The sequence below is a fragment of the Micromonospora costi genome (genome assembly GCF_003626655.1).
GTDB classification, from domain to species: domain Bacteria; phylum Actinomycetota; class Actinomycetes; order Mycobacteriales; family Micromonosporaceae; genus Micromonospora; species Micromonospora costi.
In genome coordinates this window covers 609,983-632,707 of sequence record NZ_RBAN01000002.1, presented here as the reverse complement: position 1 = coordinate 632,707, position 22,725 = coordinate 609,983, and the positions used below count along the sequence as shown (strand labels likewise).

Below are 22,725 nucleotides of genomic sequence, written 5' to 3'. Positions count from 1 at the left end.
GCCTAACCTACTGAGGAGGTCGGCCATGCGGCCCAGCCCCGCCGAGATCGTCCGCACCCTCGTCGCGGGCCGGCTCCCCGGCCTCGCCCACGTGGCGCACCGGCCCGGCCCGCACCACGTCCGGCACGTCACCGACCCGGACGGGCGGGTCCTGCTGCTCGTACCGGTGGTCAGCGACCTCGCCGCCGCGCTGCGACCCGCCGCGCACGAGGAGGACGTCGCGATCGTCCTCGACGTGCTCGACCTGCCGCCCGCGGCGGGAGCGCCCACCCTCGGCCGGGCCTGGGTGTCCGGCTGGGCGGCGGAGCTGCGCGACGACGACGCCCGGCGCGCGGCGCTGGACTTCGCGGCGGTGGAGCCGACCGGCGACCTGCTCGACCTGGGCACCCGGTTCCGGCTGTTCCGCTTCGAGGTGGCCGAGGCCCGCTGGGAACGCGCCGGCACCGTGCGCCGGATCGACCCCGAGGTGTACGCCGAGGCCGAACCGGACCCGCTGCACCCGCTGGAGGCGGAGCTGCTGGCCGACCTCGCCGACCACCACGGGCCCGAGGTGACCCGCTACCTGCGCCGGCAGCTCGGCCTGACCGACGGCGAGGGCGGAGACCCGCCGCGCGTGGTCCGGATCGACCGGTACGGACTGGTCGTCGCGCTCGGCCGGCCGGGCGCCCGGCGGCGTGCCCGGCTGTCCTTCCCGGCCCCGGTCGCCGACCACGCCGAGCTGGCCCGGCTGCTGCACCCGATGATCTGCCCCCACGCCGGCACCCGGTGACCGGAAACGGTCGAGCCGCCCGTGCCCACCGGCGTCAGGCGGCTCCGTCCCGCAGCGCCGGAAGCGGGGCCGTGAGGTAGCGCTGGACGGTGGGACCCACCGTGGCGACCAGCGTCTCCGGTGCGGTCGAGGCGACCGGCTCCAGCCGGATCACGTACCGCATCATGGCCAGGCCGATCAGCTGCGTGGCCACCAGTGACCCGCGCAGCGGCAGCTCGGCCGGGTCGACGTCGAGGTGGTCGAGCACCCGGCGCAGCACCTGCGTGACGACGAACTCGCGCAGCAGCCGGGCCGTCCACTCGTTGCTGACCGCCGACCGCAGCAGGGCCACCCCGGCGGCGCTCGCCGGGGAGTCCCAGACCGTGAGGAACGTGCGGACCAGGCGCTGGCCGATCGCGTCCGGGTCGCCCGCCAGCACGCCCGGCAGCAGCTCCCGGGGGTCGACGGGCGCCTCCATGGCGGCCAGGAAGAGCTGGTCCTTGCTGCCGAAGTAGTGGTGCACGAGGGCCGGGTCCACCCCGGCCGCGGCCGCGATGGCCCGGATGGAGGCCGCGTCGAAGCCGCGGTCGGCGAACGCCGCGCGCGCCGCGTCGAGGATCGCCTCCCGGGTGCCCGGGTTGCCGGGTCGCCGGCCGGTCCGTCGCGCCATCGCCGCCCTTCGCTCGTCCGTCCGCCGCCGGATGGCGACGGTCTTCCGGGGCCCCACCTGGGTCCGCCGACCGGTGCCGGGCCACCGCGCGGTGGCGGCCCGGCACCGGCGTCACGGTCAGCCGCTGCGCCGGCGCAGCGTCGCCGCGGCCAGCACCAGCGCGAGCACGGCCGCGCCGGCGACCACCGCCACGTCCCGCCACATCGTGCCGGTCGGCTCGGCGTGCGCGCCGACCTCCTGCAACGCCTCGACGGCGTACGACAGCGGCAGCACGTCGCTGATCGCCTGGAGCCAGCCCGCCATCTCCCCGCGCGGCACGAAGAGCCCGCAGAGCAGCAGCTGGGGCGCGACCACGACCGGCATGAACTGTACGGCCTGGAACTCGGTGCGGGCGAAGGCGCTGCAGAACAACCCGAGCGCGACGGCGAGCACCGCGTTCAGCGCGGCGATCATGATCACCAGCCCACTGGCGCCGGCCGTGTCCAGGCCGAAGACCCAGTACGCGACGGCCGACGCGACGGCGGCCTGCACGGCCCCGGCCAGCCCGAACGCGATGCCGTAGCCGAAGAGGAGGTCGGCCTTCGCCAGCGGCGTGGTGAGCAGGCGTTCCAGGGTGCCCGTGGTGCGCTCGCGCAGCATGGCGATGCTGGTCACCAGGAACATGACGATGAACGGGAAGAAGCCGAGCATCACCAGCGCGATCCGGTCGAAGGTGGACGGGCCGGCGGGCGGGGCAGGCTGGTCGGCATACATGTAGTAGACCAGGGTGAGCAGCACCGTGGGCACCAGCACGAGCAGCGCCACGGTGCGCCGGTCGTGGCGCAGCTGGCGCAGGATGCGGCCGGTGGTGACCGCCAGGATCCGCGGGTTCACGACGCCTCCCGTCCCGTGCCGCCCGTGGTGCCGTGCGCGCCGGCGCCCACCGCGGCGCCGGTCTCGTTGGCCCTGATCAGTCGCAGGAACGCCTCGTCGAGATCGGTCACGCCGGCGGCGGCCCGGATGGCGGCAGGGGTGTCGTCGGCGATCAGGCGCCCCTCGCGGATGAGCAGCAGCCGGTCGCAGCGCGCCGCCTCGTCCATCACGTGGCTGGACACCAGCAGGGTGGTGCCAGCCGCCGCCAGCTCGTGGAACCGGGCCCAGAGGTCGGCCCGCAGCACCGGATCCTGCCCGACGGTCGGCTCGTCCAGGACGACCACCTCGGGCTCGCCCACGAGCGCGCAGGCGAGCGAGGCCCGGCTGCGCTGCCCGCCGGAGAGCGTGCCGACCAGCTGGCCGGACGCCTCGCCGAGCCCGACGTCGGCCACCGCCCGGTCGGCGTCGGCCCGGCTGCGCCCGTGCAGGGCGGCGAAGTACCGCGCGTTCTCCCGCACGGTGAGGTCGGCGTAGACGCTCGGCGCCTGGGTGAGGTAGCCGACCCGGCGACGCAGCTCGGCCGAGCCCGCCGGCCGGCCCAGCACGGTGACCGTGCCGCCGGTGACCACCTGCACCCCCACCACGGCCCGCATCAGGGTCGTCTTGCCGCTGCCGCTCGGGCCGAGCAGCCCGGCGACCACGCCGCGCGGCACCGCGCAGCTGATGCCGTGCAGCACGCGCCGCCGGCCCCGGTCGACGACCAGGTCCCGGAGCGCGATCGCGTCGTCCATCGCCACCTCCCCAAAAAACTCATCGGTTGTTGAACTCAACGGTAGGTGAGTTATCCGCCCTCGTGCAACGGTTGACTTCGTGTGCACTCGAACTGGAAGCCTGGACGCCGTGGACATCAGCACGCCGGAGACCACCCTCACCGTCGGTGAGGCGGCCGATCGGGTCGGCCTCACCACCTACACGCTGCGCTGGTACGAGCAGGAGGGGCTGGTCGCGCCGGTCGGGCGCGACTCGGCCGGGCGACGCCGGTACACCGCCGGCGACGTCAACTGGCTCTTCCTGCTCACCCGGCTGCGCCGGACCGGAATGCCGGTCCGCGACATGCGCCGCTACGCCGAGCTGGCCCGGCAGGGCGACAGCACGCTCGGCGCCCGTCGGGCGCTGTTCGAGGCGCACCGGGCCCGGGTGCTGGAACGGATGGCAGACCTCGAGGAGGACCTGAAGGTGCTCGATCACAAGATCGACGCGTACCGCCGCGCCGAGAAGGAGACGCGATGATCCGCCGTCGGGTGGGCGCGCACGGCCCGGAGGTCTCCGCCGTCGGCCTCGGCTGCATGGGGATGAGCTTCGCCTACGGTGGCCGGGACGACGCGGAGTCGACCCGGACCCTGCACCGCGCCCTCGACCTCGGCGTCAACCACCTGGACACCGCCGACGTCTACGGCGCCGGCGCCAACGAGCGCCTGCTCGGCCCCGTGGTCCGGGCCCGTCGCGACGAGGTCTTCCTCGCCACGAAGTTCGGCAACCGCAGCCGGGGCGGGGGGTTCGGCGGCACGGGCACTCCCGGGGCGTACGTGGACAGCAGCGCCGACTGGGCCCGCCAGGCGTGCGACGCCTCGCTGGACAGGCTGGGCGTCGACACGATCGACCTCTACTACCTGCACCGGCGTGACCCGCGCACCCCGATCGAGGAGACGGTCGGCGCCATGGCCGAGCTGGTGGCCGCCGGCAAGGTACGGCTCATCGGGCTCTCCGAGGTCAGCCCGGCCACCCTGCGCGCCGCGCACGCGTTGCACCCGGTGGCCGCCGTCCAGATGGAGTACTCCCTGTTCACTCGGGACGTCGAGGGCGAGATGCTGGCGACCTGCCGCGAGCTGGGAGTGGCGCTGGTGGCGTACTCGCCGGTCGGTCGCGGGCTGCTCACCGGCGCGATCACCAGCCGGGACCAGCTCGCCGCCGACGACTGGCGGGCCGGGGCGCCGCGCTTCTCCGACGACAACCTGGCGGCCAACCTGCGGCTCGTCGACGAGGTGCGGGCGGTGGCCGCCGACATCGGCGCCACCCCGGCCCAGACCGCGCTGGCGTGGCTGCTGGCGCAGGGCGACGACGTGCTGCCGATCCCCGGCACGAAGCGGGTGCGCTGGCTGGAGGAGAACGCCGCGGCCGTCGACGTGCGGCTCGACGCCGCACACCTGGCCCGGCTCGACGCGGCGGTGCCGGTGGGCGCGGCGGCCGGCGAAAGGTACCCTCAGGCAGCAATGCGATCGGTGGGGCACTAACCAACCCGACCGGACACGGGGTCAGACATCGGACATTGCGCCTCGATGGGGCGTACGGCACGATGACGCCGTGAGTCACGCTCCGTTACCGGACGGCGGGTTCCTCGACGAGTGGGCCGCCCGGCTGCGTGAGGTCACCGAGCGCCCGGTCGTCGGCATCATGCTGCGCGGCAGTCACGCCCGCCGGGCCGCCACCGAGCACAGCGACGTCGATCTCGACGTCCTGGTCGGCGGCGCGCCGTACGCGGCCCGGCGGGCGTACCTGGCCAGGTCACCTGGGCGGCTCACCCATGTGTCGGTGGCCGCCCGGGACGTCCGCTCCTGGGTGGCCCACCTCGGCGAGCCGGCCGACTGGGCGTTCGGCCTGCCGGTGCTCGCACCGGCCCGGCTGCTCTGGGCGGACGCGCACTGGCGGCCCCGCATCGACCTCCCGGTCCTCTGCCAGCCGGCCGGCGAGCCACAACTCGAGGAACTGATCGCCACGCTCGGTAAGGCGGCTGCTGCCCGGGCCGCCGGTGACCACCTCGGTGTCCGGCTCGCCGCCGCCGACCTGGCCCGGCTCTACCCGTCCGTGCTGCGCCTCGCGAACCCCTCGGTACGCGTCGCCTCCCGCCGGGCCGCCTTCGCCGCCGCGCTGCGCCTCCCGGTCGCCCCGCCCGGCTACCGGGACGACATGCTGCTCTGCCTCGGCCTGCGCCCCGGCGCTCCCGAACAGCTCTGGGCCGCGGCGGTCCGGCTGGTCACCGGGGCGCTGCCGCTGATCCGCCCGTACGCCGCGCAGATCGCCGGCGCGGCCGGGCCGGACCTGGCCGACGCCCTGCTCGACGGCCGGCTGGACCGCTACGTCGCCCAGCTCGCCGGGCCACCGCAGGCCGCACCGGGAACGCGGCCGGAGCCCTCGCCGGTGCCCGCGCCGCGTGCGGGAGAATGGGTGACTGTGCCCGTACCTGACGCGCCGGTGACCGGCGCCCCCACCGACCCGCCGCCGCCCGGCCCGGCCCGCCCGTCCCGGCTCGACCCGGCCATCGCGGCCCGGCTGCGACGCACCGCCGACGGGCTGGTGGCGGCCGTGGTCCGCCAGCACGACTCGGGCGAGGTGCTGATGGTCGCCTGGATGGACGACGAGGCGCTGCACCGGACGCTCACCACCGGCCGGGCCACCTACTGGTCCCGCAGCCGCCGCGAGTACTGGGTCAAGGGCGCCACCTCCGGCCACCACCAGTACGTCCGCTCGGTGGCCCTGGACTGCGACGGCGACGCGGTGCTGGTGAGCGTCGACCAGGTCGGCGCCGCCTGCCACACCGGGCATCGCACGTGCTTCTTCGAGGAGCTGCCGGTCACCGGGGCGGAGGCCCCGTGAGCCCCGGTACAGTGACCGGTCCCGGGCGCGGCGGCGCCGTGAGCGCCTCCGGGCGCCCGGTCGCGGACGAGAGGCGGGACCCATGACCGACGGCGCGGTGAGCCCCGACGAGGCGACCTTCACCGAGCTGGCCGGCCGGTGGCGGGTGGTCCCGGTGACGCGGCGGCTGCTCGCCGACGCGGAGACCCCCGTGGGCGTCTACCGCAAGCTCGCGGGCGGTCCCGGCACGTTCCTGCTGGAGTCCGCCGAGCAGGGGGCCGGCTCGGCCGGCATGGCCTGGTCGCGCTACTCCTTCATCGGCGTACGCAGCAGCGCCACCCTGGTCGAGCGGGACGGCGCGGCCGAATGGCTCGGGCAGCCGCCGGCCGGCCTGCCCACCGGGGGCGACCCGGTGGCCGTGCTGCGGGAGACCGTGGCGGCCCTCGCCGGGCCGGCCTGGGATCCGGCGAGCGGGATGCCGCCGCTGACCGGCGGCATGGTCGGTTACCTCGGCTACGACCTCGTCCGCCGCTTCGAGCGGCTGCCCGAGCTGACCGAGGACGACCTCGGCGTGCCGGAGCTGGGCATGATGCTCGCCACCGACCTCGTGGTGCTCGACCACTACGACGGCTCGGCGATCCTGGTGGCCAACGCCGTCCTGCCGCCGGTGGACGAGCCGGACCGCGACGCGCGGGTGGCCGCGGCGTACCACCACGCGGTGGGCCGGCTGGACGCCATGACGACCGCGCTGTCGCGGCCGATCCCCCCGATGATCTCCACGGTCGCGCGCCCACCGGCCGGCGACGTGGCGAGCCGGACGCCGGACGGCGGCTACCCGAAGGCCGTGGAGGCGGCCAAGGAGGCGATCCGGGCCGGGGAGTGCTTCCAGATCGTGCTCTCCCAGCGTTTCGAGCGGCCCACCCACGCGGACCCGCTGGACGTCTACCGGGTGCTGCGCACCACCAATCCCAGCCCGTACATGTACCTGCTGCGCTTCGACGGCTTCGACATCGTCGGCTCCTCGCCCGAGGCGCACCTGAAGGTGACCACGGAGGCCGGCGGCGAGCGGCGGGCGCTGCTGCACCCGATCGCCGGCACCCGGCCGCGGGGCGCCACCGCGGCGGCCGACGGCCGCCTCGCGGCGGAGCTGCTGGCCGACCCGAAGGAGCGGGCCGAGCACGTCATGCTGGTCGACCTGGGCCGCAACGACCTGGGCCGGGTGTGCCAGCCGGGCACGGTCGAGGTGCCGGAGTTCGCCACCATCGAGCGGTACAGCCACGTCATGCACATCGTCTCGACCGTCGTGGGCACGCTGCGGGCGGACCGGACCGCCTTCGACGCGCTGGCCGCCACGTTCCCCGCCGGCACCCTCTCGGGCGCCCCCAAGGTGCGGGCCATGGAGATCGTCGAGGAGCTGGAGCCGGTCCGGCGCGGCGTCTACGGCGGCACGGTCGGCTACTTCGGCTTCGGCGGCGATCTGGACATGGCCATCGCCATCCGCACCGCGCTGATCCGGGGCGGCCGGGCGTACGTGCAGGCCGGTGCCGGGGTGGTGGCCGACTCCGACCCGGCCGCGGAGGACCAGGAGACCCGGAACAAGGCCGCGGCCGTGCTCGCGGCCATCGCGGCGGCCGAAACCCTCCGGGCGGCCCGGTGAGCGCGAGGAGTGCAGCGCAGCGGAGCCCCGCAGTCGCGAACGAAGAGGTGACCCGGTGAGCGCGAGGAGTGCAGCGCAGCGGAGCCCCGCAGTCGCGAACGAAGAGGTGACCCGATGAACGCCGGCGAGGGGGACGCGCGGGCGACGGGCCGGCGCGAGCTGACGTACGCCGTGCTGCTCTGCCTGGCCGGCGCGGGTCTGGCGCTCTGGGCGGCGACCCGTACCTGGTCGGTCGAGCTGACCGTGCGCCCGGCGCCGCTGCCGCCGGAGCGGGCGGCCCGCACGGGCGCCGGCCTGCTGCCGTGGCTGCCCGCCCTCGCGGTGGTCGGCCTCGCCGGCGGGGGCGCCGTCCTCGCGACCCGGGGGCGGCTGCGCCAGGGACTTGGTGCCCTGCTCGCCCTGCTGGGGCTCGTGGTGGCGGCCGGCGGGGGCTACGGGCTGGTGGCCGCGTTCGAGGGCACGGTGAGCCGGCAGTGGCCGGCCCTCAGCCTGGTGGGCGGGCTGCTGGCCGCGGGCGGCGGGGCGCTGACGGCGCTGCGGGGACGGCGCTGGCCGGCCATGGGGGCCCGCTACGAGCGCCCGGTCCGGAAAGCGGCCCCGCCGGCCGCGCCGCCGGCGGGGGGTCCGGTGACCGGGCGGCGCACCACCGAGGCGTGGGACGCGCTGGACCGGGGCGAGGACCCGACGGTCAGCTGACCGGCTGCTTCTCGCGGCTGCGGCGGGCGGCGGCCCGCGCGGCGGCGAGTTCGGCCACGAGCCGGTCCAGCTCGGCGCGGCGGTCGGCGCGGGCACGGTCGGCGCACACGGCCTCCCACGCGTTGCCGCGTGCCGTACGCATCCGTCCCTCGCCGATCACCGCGCGCTCCACCGTGTGCACGACGCCCACGGCGAGGGACGCGACGGTACGGGAGATGGTGGTCAGGCCGATGCTGGGGTTCGGACCGGCAGTGCTCATGGTCACTCCGCACGGAGGATGGGTGGCGACGGTGGGCAGGCGCGCCATCGAGTCTGCCCGACCCACATGCTCGCCGGCTCACGTTTCGCCGTGGTGTCCGTCGCATCAACGGTCCGTCGATGGCCCGTACCAGGGCAGGGGCTTCCGGCCTTGAGCTTGGTCACAGCATCGAACGGCGTCACTGGCGACACGGTGCCGGCGGAGTGGCATGATCGATGGGTCGCGGTCGATGCGCCCCCGGCCGGGCCGAGTGGCGCCCGTCGATGACGGAGGTGGCGCTGCGTGACTTCGCCTTCACGGCAGGTCGGCCATTATGCCGCAGGCCCTTTCGTGAGCAGCGCCATACCCCCGCCACCTGGCGCCAGGTGGCGCCCCCTAGCATCGGCCCATGACACCCGGAGAGGGGAGTCCGTTGGTGACTGCTGAGCATGCGCACGCGGAGGGGGACGGGGCCGGTTCGGGCGCGTCCGCAAGCGTGCTCGACGAGATCCTGGCCGGGGTGCGCGAGGACGTCGCGCGCCGCCAGGAGCAGGTTCCGCTCGAGCGGATCAAGGAGTTGGCCGCCGGAGCCCCGCCACCGCTGGACGCGTACGCCGCCCTGCGCCGGCCCGGCGTCGCGGTGATCGCCGAGGTGAAGCGCGCGTCGCCGTCCAAGGGGCGGCTCGCGGAGATCGCCGACCCGGCCGACCTGGCCGGCGACTACGCGGCCGGTGGCGCACGGGCGATCAGCGTGCTGACCGAGGGGCGCTGGTTCGGCGGCTCGTTGGACGACCTCGCCGCCGTCCGCGCCGCCGTCCGCATCCCGGTCCTGCGCAAGGACTTCGTGGTCTCCAGCTACCAGGTGCACGAGGCGCGGGCGCACGGCGCCGATCTGGTGCTGCTGATCGTCGCCGCGCTGGAGCAGAACGCGCTGGTCGGGCTGCTGGAGCGGATCGAGTCGCTCGGCATGACGGCGCTCGTCGAGGTGCACGACGAGGAGGAGGCCGACCGGGCGCTGGAGGCCGGCGCGCAGGTCATCGGGGTCAACGCCCGCAACCTGCGTACCCTGGAGGTCGACCGCTCGGTGTTCGAGCGGATCGCGCCCGGCCTGCCCAGCAGCGTCGTGAAGATCGCCGAGTCCGGCGTGCGCGGCCCGCACGACCTCATCCGGTACGCCTCCGCCGGGGCCGACGCGGTCCTGGTCGGCGAGGGTCTGGTCACCCAGAAGAGCCCCCGGGAGGCGGTGGCCGAGCTGGTCAACGCCGGCAACCACCCGGCAACGCCCCGCCCGGTGCGCTGATCCCGCGCCGGTCCACCCGCAGCGAGAGGATCCCGATGAGCGCCGACGCCATGGCCGCCCCGGCCGGTCCGTTCCCCGACGCCGCCGGCCACTACGGCCGGTTCGGTGGCCGGTTCGTCCCGGAGGCGCTGGTCGCCGCCCTCGACGAACTCGACGGGGCGTGGCGTACGGCGATGGCCGACGAGGCGTTCCGGGCCGAGTTCGCCGCCCTGCTGCGCGACTACGCCGCCACCCCGTCGCTGCTGTACGAGGCCCGCCGCTTCTCGGCGAAGCTGGGCGCCCGGGTGCTGCTCAAGCGCGAGGACCTGAACCACACCGGTGCGCACAAGGTGCGCAACGTGCTCGGCCAGGCCCTGCTGACCCGCCGGATGGGCAAGCGGCGGGTGATCGCCGAGACCGGCGCCGGGCAGCACGGGGTGGCCGCCGCCACCGCGGCCGCGCTCTTCGACCTCGACTGCGTGGTCTACATGGGCGAGGTGGACACCCAGCGGCAGGCGCTGAACGTGGCCCGGATGCGGATGCTCGGCGCCACCGTCGTCCCGGTGACCACCGGCTCCCGCACCCTCAAGGACGCCATGAACGAGGCGATGCGGGACTGGGTCGCCAACGTGGACGACACCCACTACCTGATCGGCACCGCGGCCGGGCCGCACCCGTTCCCCTCCCTCGTCCGTGACTTCGTCCGCGGCATCGGCGACGAGGCCCGCCAGCAGTGCCTCGACCTGACCGGCGCGCTGCCCGACGCGGTGGCCGCCTGCGTGGGTGGCGGCTCCAACGCGCTCGGCATCTTCCACGCCTTCGTGGGCGACCCGGACGTGCGGCTGTACGGCTTCGAGGCCGGCGGCGAGGGCGTGACCACGGGCCGGCACGCGGCCAGCATCACCGGCGGCTCGACGGGCGTGCTGCACGGCACCCGCACGTACGTGCTCCAGGACGAAGACGGCCAGACGGTCGAGTCGCACTCGATCTCCGCGGGTCTGGACTACCCGGGCGTGGGGCCGGAGCACGCGTGGCTGCACGACACCGGCCGGGCCACGTACCTGCCGGTCACCGACGACGAGGCGATGGCCGCGTTCCAGCTGCTCTGCCGCACCGAGGGGATCATCCCGGCGATCGAGAGCTCCCACGCGCTCGCCGGCGCCCTCACGATCGCCCCGAAGCTCGCGGCCGAGCTGGGCCGGGAGCCCACCATCGTGGTCAACCTCTCCGGCCGGGGCGACAAGGACGTCCACACCGCCGGCGGCTACTTCGGCATCCTCGACAAGGAGCAGTGATGAGCCGGATCGGGATCGCGTTCGACAAGGCGCGCGCGGAGGGCCGGGCGTTGCTGGTCGGCTGCATGCCGGCCGGTTTTCCCACCGTCGAGGGCAGCATCGCGGCGATGACGGCGATGGTCGAGGCCGGAGTCGACGTCATCGAGGTGGAGATCCCGTACTCCGACCCGGTGATGGACGGCCCGGTCATCCAGAAGGCGAGCGACATCGCGCTCGCCGGCGGCGTCCGCACCGCTGACGCGCTGCGCATCATCGAGGCGATCGCGGCCACCGGCGCGCCGGTGGTCACGATGACCTACTGGAACCCGATCGAGCGGTACGGGGTCGACGCGTTCGCCCGCGACCTCGACGCGGCCGGCGGCACCGGCCTCATCACCCCGGATCTCATTCCAGAGGAGGCCGACGAGTGGCTGGCCGCCTCGGACGCGTACGGGTTGGACCGGACGTTCCTGGTGGCGCCGTCCTCCACGGACGCCCGCGTCGCGATGACCGTGGGGCACTGCCGGGGGTTCGTCTACGCGACCGCCCTCATGGGGGTCACCGGCGCACGGGCGCAGACCTCCGCGGCGGCGCCCGTGCTGGTCTCCCGGGTCCGTGAGGTCAGCGACCTGCCCGTCGGCGTGGGGCTGGGCGTGGGCACGGGTGCGCAGGCCGGCACGGTCGGCGGGTACGCCGACGGCGTGATCGTGGGCAGCGCCCTCGTTCGCTGCGTGCTCGACAGCCCGGATCTCGACAGCGGGCTCGGGGCGCTGCGTACGCTGAGCGCCGAACTGGCCGAGGGCGTCCGCAACCTGTCCCGCTGACCCGGCCGTCCGGCCGGTCGGTCGGCCGCCGGCGCGGTGATCGACTCGACATCCCTGATGTCGCGGTGTCCGGCGCGGTCGGACACCGCGACTTCCCCGACCCGGAGTTGATCTGTCGGCCTCCCCGAGGTCGTCAGGCGTCGCCGGGTGACCGGCGGGGCGGGGAGGCGGCGGGGTCCGCCGGGGACGACCCGGCGCGCTGCTCCGGGGCGCGCCCGACCGCCGCACCGCCGCCGCCCGCCGCACCGCCGGCCGCGGGCGTTGTCACGCAGGTACGCAGGACGCCGGAGCGGCCGGCCAGCGCGTCGGCCAGCGCTGCGCGGGTGGTCGGGGTGAGCGTGTCGGGCAGGCTGGCCGGGTCGTGCCAGGAGAGCCGGCACCCACCCGTGGGACCGGCGGCCGGGCGGGCGCCGCGCGTACGCGCCCGGAACACGTGCACCAGGACGTCCGGAAGCGGCCCGGCGCGCCCGGGCGGCGGTACGGCGCCGGGCACCGGGGCGCCCACGTGGTAGAGCCCCACCAGGTCCGTGATCTCGACGTCCCAGCCCGTCTCCGCGCGGATGTCGCGGATCACGGCGGGTAACGGGCTCTCCGCGGGGCGGAGCCGGCCACCGGGCAGCGCGTAGCGGCGCTCGCCGCGGCCCTGGCGGCAGAGCAGCACCCGGCCGGCGTCGTCGGTGACGACCGCGGCCACCGTCCAGGTGAGCCCGCTCATGGACAAAGAGCCTACGGCGGTGCAAACCAGAAGTCACCGCGACGACCCGAGCGGCGGACCGGGGTGCCACCGAAGGGGTCGACAGCGGTACCGTGTGCATCCGTGACCCTCGCCTCGCTGTCCCCCCAGGCGGCCCTGCCGAGCCCGACCACGGCCGTCTGGCAGTTGGGCCCGCTTCCCGTCCGGGCCTACGCGCTGTGCATCATCGTCGGCATCGTGGTCGCCTGCGTGGTGACCGAGTACCGGTTGCGCCGGCGTGGCGTCGCCCCGGGCGCGGTGCTGGACATCGCCGTCTGGGCGGTGCCCACGGGAATCATCGGCGCCCGGATCTACCACGTGATCACGTCGCCGGAGAAATACTTCGGCACCGGGGGCGACCCCATGAAGGCGTTCGCCATCTGGGAGGGCGGTCTCGGCATCTGGGGCGCCGTCGCCGGCGGCGCGCTCGGCGCGTGGATCGCGGCCCGGCAGTTGGGCATCCCGTTCTCGATGGTGGCCGACGCGCTGGCCCCGGGTCTGCCGCTCGCCCAGGCCATCGGCCGGGTCGGCAACTGGTTCAACAACGAGCTCTTCGGCGGCCGCACCACCCTGCCCTGGGGTCTGGAGATCCACCGGATGGATCCGGACAATCCGGGTCACGCGCTGCGCGACGACACCGGGCAACCGATCCTCGAACCGGGCCTCTTCCACCCGACCTTCGCCTACGAGGCGCTGTGGAACATCGGCGTCGCGGTGCTGGTGTACCTGGTCGACCGGAAGCTGCGGCTCGGCCGGGGCCGGGCGTTCGCGCTCTACGTGATGGGCTACACCGCCGGCCGGTTCTGGATCGAGCTGATGCGCACCGACGAGGCCAACACGATCCTCGGCGTCCGGCTGAACGTCTGGACCGCCGCGCTTGTCTTCCTCGGCGCCCTGATCTACTTCCTGCGCGTGCGTGGTCCCCGGGAGTACCTGATCCCGCTCGGCGCCACCGCACCGCAGGCGGCGCCGGCCGAGTCCGACGTCTCCCAGGTCGACCTGTCCGAGCGGGAGGCCGGGTCGCGCCGGGCGGCGCCGGAGGGCTACCGGGTGGTCGACGAGGGGCAGTTCCGGGCGTACCAGGAGACCGGGGCGGTCCCTGCCGACGAGCCGGAGGCCGGCGACGGCGGCGACCCCACCGGCAGCGCAGGCCCGACCGGGGCGGCGTCCGGCGGCGAGCCGACGCGCGACGACCGGGCCGGGGCCACCGGCTCCGGCACGGCTGACCGCGAGAGCTGACGGGGGTCGGCACCATGCGAAGCGCGGTGGTGGTCGGCGCGGGGATCGGCGGGCTCTCGGTCGCCGGTGCGCTGGCCCGGTCCGGCTGGCAGGTCACCGTGCTGGAACGGGCCGACCGGGTACGCCCCGAGCCGACCGCCGTGGTGCTCTGGCCCAACGGCGTCCGGGCGCTGCGCGCGCTCGGCCTCGGCGCGGGGCTCGACGCGATCGCCACCCCGCTGCCCGACGGCGGCGTGCGCCACCCCGACGGTCGCTGGCTGGTGCAGCCGCGTCCGCTGCCGGCCGATCGGACGCCCGTCGTGGTGCACCGGGAGGACCTGCACGACGCGCTGATCGCCGGGCTCGGCGACCGGGTGGAGCTGCGTACCGGCGTGACCGTGCGGACGGTCCGGGCCGAGCCGGGGGAGCGGCCCGCGGTGGGTGACGGCCGGCAGACGGTCGAGGCCGACCTGGTCGTGGCCGCCGACGGCACCGACAGCGAGATCCGCCGGCGGCTCGCGCCCGAGGCCGCCGTGGTCAGCTCCGGTTCCGCCGCGTGGCGGGCCGTGATCCCCTGGTACCGCGCGCCGCGGCTGCCCGCCGGCCAGCCACTCGGCGGGGAGGTGCTCGGCGCCGGCTACCGGTTCGTCTCCGCCTCGCTCGGCGAGCGCGGCTCGTCCGGCGGTTCCAGCCGGGGCGGCATCTACTGGGTGGCCACCGCGGCCGGCGCGCCCCGCCCCGAGCCGCCCGAGACCCAGCTCGCGTTGCTGCGCCGCTGGTACGCCGGCTGGCCCACCCCGATCGGCGAGCTGCTCGACGCCACCGACCCGGCCGATCTGGTCCAGCAGGAGGTGCGCGAGCTGCGACCGCTGCCCCGCGCGTACGGCTTCCCGGTCGGCCCGGGCGGCGTGGTGCTGCTCGGCGACGCGGCGCACGCCATGCCGCCGCACCTGGGGCAGGGCGCTTGCCTCGCGTTCGAGGACGCGGCCACGCTCGCCGCGCTGCTGCGCGAGTCGCGGCTGCCGGACGCCGTGCAGGCGTACGACCGGGTGCGTCGCCCCCGGGCGGCGGCCGTGGTGCGGCAGACGCGGCGGATGTCGGCGGTGCTCCAGACACGGGGCCGGCTGGCGCTGCGCGCACGGGACGCGGCCCTGGGCACGCTCACGCCGCGCCTGCTCAACACGGCGGCCACCTCGGCCGCCCAGTGGCGCCCCCCAACCTGACCCGCCCGCCCCACTCCCGCTCCGCTCCTGCGCCGATCACGCAGTTGTGGTGGGGGGCGAAGGGGAAGAATCCCCGCGATCCGGGCACCACACCTGCATGATCGACGGCGACGGGGCGAGGGGGCGAGGGGCGACGGGGCGGCGACGCGGGGACTTACGCGATCACCGGGGCGGGCTCGGCGATGCAGGCGGTGCCGATCCGGCGGAAGCCGACCCGCAGGTAGACGCGGGCGATGTCCTCGCTGCCGGCGGAGAGGAAGACGAGATCCGTGCCGGCGGCGCGCAGCTCGCGGGCGAGCGCCGCGGTCACGGCCGCGCCGAGGCCGCGCCGGCGGGCGGCGGGCAGGGTGCCCACCCCGGCGATCTCGGCGACGTCGTCGACGCGCATCGCCATCCCGCTGGCCAGCGCGCCGTCCGCCGGGGTGCCGGCCAGCACGGAGAGCCGCCGGCCGTCGGCGATCCGGGCGCGCTCCTCGTCGAGCGCCGCGACCTCCAGCTCGGTGACGGCGGCGTCCCGTTCGGCGGCGCCGGCGTCGCCCCGGGCGGTGCCGGCCGCGGCGAACGCCACGGCGGCGACGGCGCGGCGGGCGGCCACGGCGGCGGCGAAGTCGGGGGCGTCCGGGTCGAGCACCCGCACCGGTACGTCACTGAGCTGCGCCGGGTCGGGCACCTCGTCCCGGTCGAGCACCATGAGCGGCGCCTCCAGCACCGACAGCCCCGCCGAGCGGGCGACCGGCAGCAGCTCCGGAGTGGTCTCGTGCACCCATTCGAACGCCTCGGGCACACCCAGCTCCCGCTGCCGTTCGCGGACCGCGGCGACGTCGGCCAGCGAGGGCGGCGCGGCCGCGTCGAGCCGGGGGCGGGCGTAGTACGGGAAGCCGGACCCGTCGCGGACGAAGAGCACCAGGCCGCCGTGCTCCTCCACCCGGGCCGCGTCACGCGGCACCGCGTCGTAGAAACGCTCGAGCCGGTCGAAGAGATCCCTGTGCACGTGATCCACCGCGCGAGACTACACGTCCCAGACTCTGGAAGGTGTGATCAATCCGCACTGGCCTTGCGTGCCCCGCCCTAACGTAGACTCAATAAACCCACGAGGGCCGACGTCGTCCCGACCATGATCCAACCTGAGTGACGACAGGAGGCCCGGTGGCCTTTCCGTACCCGCATCAGCCGCAGCCGGCCCCCACGCCCAGCCCGGGAACGCCCGCGGCCGGGCTCTACGACCCCGCCTTCGAGCACGACGCGTGCGGCGTGGCCTTCGTGGCCGACCTGCACGGCCGGCGCTCCCACGCGGTCGTGGCGAACGGTCTCGACGCGCTCTGCCGGCTGGACCATCGGGGTGCCCGTGGCGCGGAACCGAACACGGGTGACGGCGCCGGCATCATGATCCAGGTGCCGGACGCGTACCTGCGTGCCGTGGTGGACTTCGCGCTGCCACCGGCCGGCGAGTACGCCACCGGCCTGGTCTTCCTCCCCGACGACGACGCCGGCGAGGCCCTCGCGCGGCGGGTGGTCGACAAGTACGCCCTGGTCGAGGGCGCGGAGGTGCTGGGCTGGCGGGACGTGCCGGTGGACCCGAGCGGCCTGGGCGAGACCGCGCTCGCGGCGATGCCCCGGATCCGGCAACTCTTCCTGGCCGCCCGCCGGCTCAGCGGCTCCCCGGCCGGCCCGGCCGGCTCGCCGCTGTCCGGCATCGAACTGGACCGGGTGGCGTTCTGCCTGCGCAAGCAGGCCGAGCGGGAGAGCGCCGAGCGGGGCGCCCCGGCGTACTTCCCGTCGCTGTCCGCGCGCACCATGGTCTGGAAGGGCATGCTCACCCCCGACCAGTTGCCGGCGTACTACCCGGAGCTGACCGACGAGCGGGTGGCGAGCGCCATCGCGCTCGTGCACTCGCGCTTCTCCACCAACACGTTCCCGTCCTGGCCGCTGGCGCACCCGTACCGGTTCATCGCCCACAACGGCGAGATCAACACCATCCGCGGCAACCGGAACTGGATGCAGGCCCGGGAGGCCCTGCTGCGCAGCCCGGAGCTGCCCGGCAACATCCGGCGGATCTTCCCGGTCTGCACCCCGGGCGCCTCCGACTCGGCCAACTTCGACGAGGTCCTCGAACTGCTGCACCTGGCCGGGCGGAGCCTGCCGCACGCGGTGCTCATGATGATCCCCGAGGCGTGGGAGAACGACCCGGGCATGCGCCCGGACAAGCGCGACTTCTACCGCTTCCACGCGAGCCTCATGGAGCCGTGGGACGGCCCCGCCTCGGTCGCCTTCACCGACGGGGAGATCGTCGGCGCGGTGCTGGACCGCAACGGCCTGCGTCCCGGGCGCTGGTGGCGTACGGACGACGGGCTCGTGGTGCTCGGCAGCGAGGCGGGCGTGCTCGACCTCGACCCGGCCCGGGTGGTCGCCAAGGGGCGGCTCCAGCCCGGGAAGATGTTCCTGGTCGACACCGTGGCCGGCCGGATCGTGCACGACGACGAGGTCAAGGCCGGGCTGGCCGCCGCCCGGCCGTACGGGGAGTGGCTGCACGCCGGACTCATCGAGCTGACCGACCTGCCGGCCCGCGAGCACATCGTCTACACCCACGACTCGGTACGCCGGCGCCAGCAGACGTTCGGCTACACCGAGGAGGAGCGCAAGATCCTGCTCGCGCCGATGGCGCGTACCGGTGCCGAGCCGATCGGTTCGATGGGCACGGACACGCCGATCGCGCCGCTCTCCACCCGGCCGCGGCTGCTGTACGACTACTTCCACCAGCTCTTCGCGCAGGTCACCAACCCGCCGCTGGACGCCATCCGCGAGGAGCTGGTCACCAGCCTCAGCTCCACCATCGGCCCCGAGGGGAACCTGCTCGACCCGGGCCCGGCGAGCTGCCGGCAGATCGTGCTGCCGTACCCGGTGATCGACAACGACGAGCTCGCCAAGATCCTCTCGATCGACGAGGACGGCGACCTGCCCGGCTTCAAGGCGGTCCGGGTGTCCGGGCTCTACCGCGTGCGCGAGGGCGCCGCCGGCATCAAGGCCCGGCTCACCGAAATCTGCCGGCACGTCTCCGAGGCCATCGAGGACGGCGTACGCATCCTCGTCCTCTCCGACCGGGACTCCAACGCCGACCTCGCCCCGATCCCGTCGCTGCTGCTCACCGCGGCCGTGCACCAGCACCTCGTCCGGGAGCAGACGCGGACGCAGGTGGCGCTCATCGTGGAGTCCGGCGACTGCCGCGAGGTGCACCACGCGGCCGTGCTCATCGGCTACGGCGCGGCGGCGGTCAACCCGTACCTGGCCTTCGAGTCCGTCGAGGACATGATCACCACTGGCGCGTTGCCGGGCCTCGAACCGGCCGCCGCCGTGCGCAACTACGTGAAGGCGCTCGGCAAGGGCGTCCTGAAGATCATGTCCAAGATGGGCATCTCGACGGTGTCGTCGTACTGCGGTGCGCAGGTCTTCGAGGCCGTGGGCCTGGACGCCCGCCTCGTCGAGCGTTACTTCCGGGGCACGCCCAGCAAGATCGGCGGTATCGGGCTCGCCGGGATCCACGCCGAGGTCGCCGCCCGGCACGCCCTCGCCTGGCCGCCCGCCGGCACCCCCGGCTCGGACCGGCTGGACGTCGGCGGCGAGTACCAGTGGCGCCGCGAGGGGGAGCTGCACCTGTTCAACCCGGAGACGGTATTCCTGCTCCAGCACGCCACCCGCAGCCGCCAGTACGAGGTTTTCCAGCGGTACACGTCCACGGTGGACGCGCTCGCCGCCCAGGCCGGGTCGCTGCGCGGCCTGTTCACCCTGCGCACCGGGGTACGCCCACCCGTGCCGCTGGACGAGGTCGAACCCGCCACCGAGATCGTCCGGCGCTTCGCCACCGGCGCCATGTCGTACGGCTCGATCTCGGCGGAGGCACACGAGACCCTGGCCGTCGCCATGAACCGGCTCGGCGGCAAGTCCAACACCGGCGAGGGCGGCGAGGACGTCGACCGGCTGCACGACCCGGCTCGCCGCTCGGCCGTGAAGCAGATCGCCAGCGGCCGGTTCGGCGTGACCACCGAGTACCTGGTCAACGCCGACGACCTCCAGATCAAGATGGCCCAGGGCGCGAAGCCCGGCGAGGGCGGTCAGCTGCCGGGCAACAAGGTCTGGCCGTGGATCGCCCGCACCCGGCACGCCACCCCCGGCGTCGGTCTCATCTCCCCGCCGCCGCACCACGACATCTACTCGATCGAGGACCTGGCCCAGCTCGTCCACGACCTGAAGTGCGTCAACCCGGCCGCGCGCGTCCACGTGAAGCTGGTCAGCGAGGTCGGCGTCGGCACCGTCGCGGCGGGCGTGGCCAAGCTCAAGGCCGACGTCATCCTGATCTCCGGCCACGACGGCGGCACCGGCGCCTCCCCGCTGAACTCCCTCAAACACGCCGGCACGCCGTGGGAGCTGGGTCTCGCGGAGGCGCAGCAGACGCTGCTGCTCAACAAGCTCCGCGACCGGGTCACCGTCCAGGTCGACGGTCAGCTCAAGACCGGCCGGGACGTCCTGGTCGCCGCGCTGCTCGGCGCCGAGGAGTTCGGCTTCGCCACCGCCCCGCTGATCGTCGCCGGCTGCGTCATGATGCGCGTCTGCCACCTCGACACCTGCCCGGTCGGCATCGCCACCCAGAACCCGGCGCTGCGGGAACGGTTCACCGGCACGCCGGAGTTCGTGGAGAACTTCTTCCTCTTCCTCGCCGAGGAGGTCCGCGGCTACCTCGCCGAGCTGGGCTTCCGGTCGATCGAGGAGGCGATCGGGCACACCGAGCTGCTCGACGTCGCCCCGGCGGTGGCGCACTGGAAGGCGCAGGGGCTGGACCTCTCGCCCGTGCTGCACCTGCCCGAGCTGCCGGCGGACGCCGCCCGACGGGGCGTACGGGCCCAGGACCACGGCCTGGACCGGGCCCTGGACAACGAGCTGATCGCGTTCGCCGCGCCGGCGCTCGCCGACGGCACGCCGGTACGCGTCGAGCGCACCATCCGCAACGACCACCGCAGCGTCGGCGCCATGCTGGGCGGCGAGGTGGCCCGGCGCCACGGCGGCGCGGGGCTGCCCGACGACACCGTGGAGATCGTCCTGCACGGCACGGCCGGCCAGTCCTTCGGCGCGTTCCTGCCGCGCGGCGTGACCCTGCGGCTGCACGGCGACGCGAACGACTACGTCGGCAAGGGCCTCTCCGGCGGCCGGATCATCGCCCGGCCGGACCCCGCCGCCCCCTTCGTGGACCCGGACGCCGCGGCCGGGCAGCGGGCCGAGGACCAGATCATCGCCGGCAACACCATCCTCTACGGCGCGACCGGCGGGGAGCTGTTCCTGCGCGGCCGGGTAGGGGAGCGGTTCGCGGTGCGCAACTCCGGCGCGGTGGCCGTCGTCGAGGGCGTCGGCGACCACGGCTGCGAGTACATGACCGGGGGCACGGTGGTCGTGCTCGGGCCCACCGGCCGCAACTTCGCGGCCGGCATGTCCGGTGGCACCGCCTTCGTCCACCGGCTCGACCGCGCCCGCGTCAACGCCGAGCTGGTCGACCTCGCCCCGCTGCGCGAGGAGGAGCAGGCGGTGCTGCACGAGCTGGTGCAGCGGCACTTCGCCGAGACCGACTCGGCGGTGGCCGCGGAACTGCTCAAGCGCTGGCCGGAGGCGGTGGAGGAGTTCACCGCCGTGGTGCCCCGGGACTACCGCCGGGTCATGGAGATCATGCGGGCCGCCGAAGCCGCCGGCCGCGACGTCGACGACGCGGTGATGAGCGCGTTGGCGGCGCCAGCCGCCGCGGCGCCTTCGGAATCGCCCGTGCCGCCCGCCCCGCGGGCGTCCACCCAGGAGGTGGCCCGTGCCTGACCCGAACGGCTTCCTGCGCTACCCGCGGCGGCTGCCGGCGCGCCGGCCCGTGCCGGTGCGGATCTCGGACTGGCGGGAGGTGTACCCGCCGGCTGGCGAGGAGCTGATCCGCGAGCAGGCCACCCGGTGCATGGACTGCGGCATCCCGTTCTGCCACGACGGGTGCCCGCTCGGCAACCGCATCCCGGACTGGAACGACCTGGTCCGCACCGGCAACTGGGACGCCGCCGTGGCGTCGCTGCACGCCACGAACAACTTCCCGGAGTTCACCGGCCGGCTCTGCCCGGCGCCCTGCGAGGCCGCCTGCGTCCTCGGCATCGGCGGCGGGGAGCCGGTCACCATCAAGCAGGTCGAGGTGGAGATCGCCGACGCGGCCGTCGCCCGGGGCGGGCTGCGGCCCCGACCGGCCCCGGCACCCACCGGGCGGTCCGTCGCGGTGGTCGGCTCCGGGCCGGCCGGCCTGGCCGCGGCACAGCAACTCGCCCGGGCCGGGCACGCCGTCACGGTGTACGAGCGCGACGACGCGCCGGGCGGTCTGCTCCGCTACGGCATCCCGGACTTCAAGCTGGAGAAGCACCACATCGACCGGCGGGTGGCCCAGCTCGCCGCCGAGGGCGTCGAGTTCCGCACCGGCGTGAACGTGGGCGTCGACGTGACCGGCGAGCAGCTCCGCGAGCGGCACGACGCGGTGCTGCTGGCGTGCGGGGCGCTGGCCGGCCGGGACGTACCGGAGACACCGGGCCGGCGGCTTCGGGGCGTACACCAGGCGATGGAGCACCTGGTGGCCGCCAACCGCGTGGTCGCGGCGGCCGGCGAGGGGCGGCCCGCGCTGGCCGCGCTGCCCGACGGTACGCCGATCGACGCGGCCGGCCGGCACGTCGTGATCATCGGTGGTGGTGACACCGCGGCGGACTGCCTCGGCGTGGCGCACCGGCAGGGCGCGGCCGGCGTCCACCAGCTCGACCTCTACCCGCAGCCCCCGCAGTCCCGCGACGAGGCCCGCGACCCGTGGCCGACCTGGCCGTGGGTCCTGCGCAGCTACCCGGCGCACGAGGAGGGCGGCGAGCGGGTCTTCGCCGTCGCCGTGCAGGAGTTCGTCGACGACGGCACCGGGCAGGTGCGGGCGGTCCGGATAGCCGAGGTGACCGTCGAGAAGCGGGACGGCCGGCGGGTCGTCACGGCGCTGCCGGGCACCGAGCGGGAGCTGCCGGCCGACCTGGTGCTGCTGGCCATCGGCTTCGACGGCACCGAGGAGCAGCCGCTGCTGGCCCAGCTCGGAGTGCCACGCAACGGCCGCGGCGCGGTCGACGCCCGGTCGGACTGGCGGACCGGCGCCGACGGCGTGTTCGTCGCCGGCGACATGCACCGCGGCGCCTCGCTGATCGTCTGGGCGATCGCCGAGGGGCGGGCGGCGGCCGCGGCCATCCACGCGTACCTCGGTGGCAGCGGGTCGCTGCCCGCCCCGGTCGACCCGGCCGCCCAGCCGCTCGCGGCGCGCTGACCCACCGGCACCCACGCCCCGGCCCGTCGCGGGCCGGGGCGTGGCTGGTCCCGGGTGTGGCTGGTTCCGGGTGTGGCTGGTCCGGGGCGTGGCTGGTTCCGGGCGTGGCTGGTTCCGGGTGTGGCTGGCCGGGCGCGTGGCGGCGTTGGGGTGGCGCGCCCGAGCCTTGGCGGGGCCGGGCCCGGGCCTTGGCGGGGCCGGGCCTTGCGGGGCCGGGCCTCGGCGGGCCCGGGATGTGGCGGGGCCGGGGTGAGCCGGCTCACCCAAGGTGGGCAAATCGGGCTAACCGTCGCCACACTTGTCGGCGGCCGACCGCCTGGGATCCGGCCCTGTCG

19 protein-coding genes and 1 pseudogene are annotated in these 22,725 nt (G+C 75.2%); 14 read left to right on the top strand and 6 right to left on the bottom strand.

Features of this window, described 5'->3' with window-relative positions:
• Nucleotides 1-25: 25 nt before the first annotated feature.
• Nucleotides 26-769: a DUF2470 domain-containing protein gene (locus tag D7193_RS13615; RefSeq protein ID WP_120779844.1), complete on the top strand. Its 744-nt coding sequence runs from the start codon at nt 26-28 to the stop codon at nt 767-769.
• A gap of 34 nt (nt 770-803) precedes the next feature.
• Here D7193_RS13615 and D7193_RS13610 read toward each other — a convergent pair whose 3' ends face one another.
• The 3 genes from D7193_RS13610 to D7193_RS13600 all read right to left on the bottom strand — a co-directional run bounded on the left by D7193_RS13610 (nt 804) and on the right by D7193_RS13600 (nt 3,061).
• Complete coding sequence (locus D7193_RS13610; protein ID WP_120779843.1) at nt 804-1,418, bottom strand: TetR/AcrR family transcriptional regulator; 615 nt, start codon at nt 1,416-1,418, stop codon at nt 804-806.
• A gap of 117 nt (nt 1,419-1,535) precedes the next feature.
• Nucleotides 1,536-2,291: an ABC transporter permease gene (locus D7193_RS13605; protein WP_120779842.1), complete on the bottom strand. Its 756-nt coding sequence runs from the start codon at nt 2,289-2,291 to the stop codon at nt 1,536-1,538.
• Nucleotides 2,288-3,061 (bottom strand): ABC transporter ATP-binding protein, encoded by a 774-nt coding sequence (locus D7193_RS13600; RefSeq protein ID WP_120779841.1) that lies wholly within the window; start codon nt 3,059-3,061, stop codon nt 2,288-2,290. The genes D7193_RS13605 and D7193_RS13600 overlap by 4 nt, the downstream gene beginning before the upstream one ends.
• Nucleotides 3,062-3,170: 109 nt before the next feature.
• On the opposite strand from D7193_RS13600, the gene D7193_RS13595 reads away from it, so the two are divergent.
• The 6 genes and pseudogenes from D7193_RS13595 (at nt 3,171) to D7193_RS13575 (ending at nt 8,253) form a co-directional block, all read left to right on the top strand.
• Nucleotides 3,171-3,560, top strand: coding sequence for a MerR family transcriptional regulator (locus tag D7193_RS13595; RefSeq protein WP_120779840.1), 390 nt, complete (start codon nt 3,171-3,173; stop codon nt 3,558-3,560).
• Entirely contained in the window at nt 3,557-4,561 is a 1,005-nt protein-coding gene (locus D7193_RS13590) for an aldo/keto reductase (protein WP_120779839.1), read from the top strand. The genes D7193_RS13595 and D7193_RS13590 overlap by 4 nt, the downstream gene beginning before the upstream one ends.
• Nucleotides 4,562-4,721: 160 nt before the next feature.
• Nucleotides 4,722-5,315: pseudogene (locus D7193_RS34225) on the top strand (phosphoribosyl-AMP cyclohydrolase); the annotation flags it as partial.
• Nucleotides 5,316-5,498: 183 nt separating this feature from the next.
• Complete coding sequence (hisI, locus tag D7193_RS34220) at nt 5,499-5,921, top strand: phosphoribosyl-AMP cyclohydrolase (protein ID WP_120780389.1); 423 nt, start codon at nt 5,499-5,501, stop codon at nt 5,919-5,921.
• 82 nt (nt 5,922-6,003) lie between these two features.
• A complete protein-coding gene (locus D7193_RS13580) occupies nt 6,004-7,557 on the top strand; it encodes an anthranilate synthase component I (protein WP_120779838.1) in 1,554 nt (517 codons plus the stop codon).
• Nucleotides 7,558-7,671: 114 nt separating this feature from the next.
• A complete protein-coding gene (locus tag D7193_RS13575; protein ID WP_120779837.1) occupies nt 7,672-8,253 on the top strand; it encodes a Trp biosynthesis-associated membrane protein in 582 nt (193 codons plus the stop codon).
• Here the strand turns inward: D7193_RS13575 and D7193_RS13570 are convergent.
• Nucleotides 8,246-8,512, bottom strand: coding sequence for a hypothetical protein (locus tag D7193_RS13570; protein WP_120779836.1), 267 nt, complete (start codon nt 8,510-8,512; stop codon nt 8,246-8,248). The two genes, D7193_RS13575 and D7193_RS13570, sit on opposite strands and share 8 nt — an antisense overlap.
• Before the next feature lie 475 nt (nt 8,513-8,987).
• Between D7193_RS13570 and trpC the strand changes: the two genes are divergently transcribed.
• The 3 genes from trpC to trpA are packed head-to-tail and all read left to right on the top strand — an operon-like array spanning nt 8,988 to nt 11,868.
• The gene (gene trpC / locus D7193_RS13565; RefSeq protein ID WP_174242636.1) at nt 8,988-9,791 is read left to right on the top strand and encodes an indole-3-glycerol phosphate synthase TrpC; all 804 of its coding nucleotides are present in this window, start codon (nt 8,988-8,990) and stop codon (nt 9,789-9,791) included.
• A gap of 35 nt (nt 9,792-9,826) precedes the next feature.
• Entirely contained in the window at nt 9,827-11,065 is a 1,239-nt protein-coding gene (trpB, locus tag D7193_RS13560) for a tryptophan synthase subunit beta (RefSeq protein WP_120779834.1), read from the top strand.
• Complete coding sequence (gene trpA / locus D7193_RS13555) at nt 11,065-11,868, top strand: tryptophan synthase subunit alpha (protein ID WP_120779833.1); 804 nt, start codon at nt 11,065-11,067, stop codon at nt 11,866-11,868. The genes trpB and trpA overlap by 1 nt, the downstream gene beginning before the upstream one ends.
• 133 nt (nt 11,869-12,001) lie before the next feature.
• On the opposite strand, the gene D7193_RS13550 is transcribed toward trpA, so the two are convergent.
• A complete protein-coding gene (locus tag D7193_RS13550; RefSeq protein ID WP_120779832.1) occupies nt 12,002-12,583 on the bottom strand; it encodes an NUDIX hydrolase in 582 nt (193 codons plus the stop codon).
• Nucleotides 12,584-12,685: 102 nt separating this feature from the next.
• Between D7193_RS13550 and lgt the strand changes: the two genes are divergently transcribed.
• Complete coding sequence (lgt, locus tag D7193_RS13545; protein ID WP_120779831.1) at nt 12,686-13,840, top strand: prolipoprotein diacylglyceryl transferase; 1,155 nt, start codon at nt 12,686-12,688, stop codon at nt 13,838-13,840.
• 14 nt (nt 13,841-13,854) lie between these two features.
• Entirely contained in the window at nt 13,855-15,042 is a 1,188-nt protein-coding gene (locus D7193_RS13540) for an FAD-dependent oxidoreductase (RefSeq protein ID WP_120779830.1), read from the top strand.
• Nucleotides 15,043-15,196: 154 nt separating this feature from the next.
• Here D7193_RS13540 and D7193_RS13535 read toward each other — a convergent pair whose 3' ends face one another.
• Complete coding sequence (locus D7193_RS13535; protein WP_120779829.1) at nt 15,197-16,033, bottom strand: GNAT family N-acetyltransferase; 837 nt, start codon at nt 16,031-16,033, stop codon at nt 15,197-15,199.
• A gap of 155 nt (nt 16,034-16,188) precedes the next feature.
• Between D7193_RS13535 and gltB the strand changes: the two genes are divergently transcribed.
• Nucleotides 16,189-20,889 (top strand): glutamate synthase large subunit, encoded by a 4,701-nt coding sequence (gltB, locus tag D7193_RS13530; protein WP_120779828.1) that lies wholly within the window; start codon nt 16,189-16,191, stop codon nt 20,887-20,889.
• Complete coding sequence (locus D7193_RS13525; RefSeq protein WP_120779827.1) at nt 20,882-22,390, top strand: glutamate synthase subunit beta; 1,509 nt, start codon at nt 20,882-20,884, stop codon at nt 22,388-22,390. The genes gltB and D7193_RS13525 overlap by 8 nt, the downstream gene beginning before the upstream one ends.
• Nucleotides 22,391-22,725 lie beyond the last annotated feature (335 nt).